A 305-nucleotide genomic window follows, 5' to 3' on the forward strand; every position below is an offset into this window, starting at 1 on the left:
GTGATGGTGCGCGTCTCGCCGGCGATATTCCCGCCGACCATGAGCGCGCAGCCCACTTCCGACAACACCCGTCCGAAGCCGCTGATCAGCGCCGCCATGACGCCGAAACGCGCTTCGCGCAGCACCGTGAACATGGTGCGCCAGCGCGACGCGCCCAGGGCGATCGCCGTTTCGGCGTAGCGCGCATCGAGCGCCTGCACCGCCGCCAGGGTGAAGGCGACCAGCACCGGGGTGGCGATGATGCACTGCCCGAGCACCACGCCCGGCTGCGAAAACAGCCAGTGCAGCGAACCCCACGGGCCGTG

1 protein-coding gene is annotated in these 305 nt (G+C 70.2%); it reads right to left on the reverse strand.

Going from position 1 to position 305, the window contains the following annotated elements; genetic code table 11:
• A partial coding sequence (locus tag F2P45_RS34985; protein WP_166882745.1) for an ABC transporter permease occupies window positions 1-305 on the reverse strand: 305 nt, incomplete at both ends.

It is taken from the genome of Massilia mucilaginosa, from assembly GCF_011682145.1.
GTDB lineage: Bacteria > Pseudomonadota > Gammaproteobacteria > Burkholderiales > Burkholderiaceae_D > Telluria_A > Telluria_A mucilaginosa.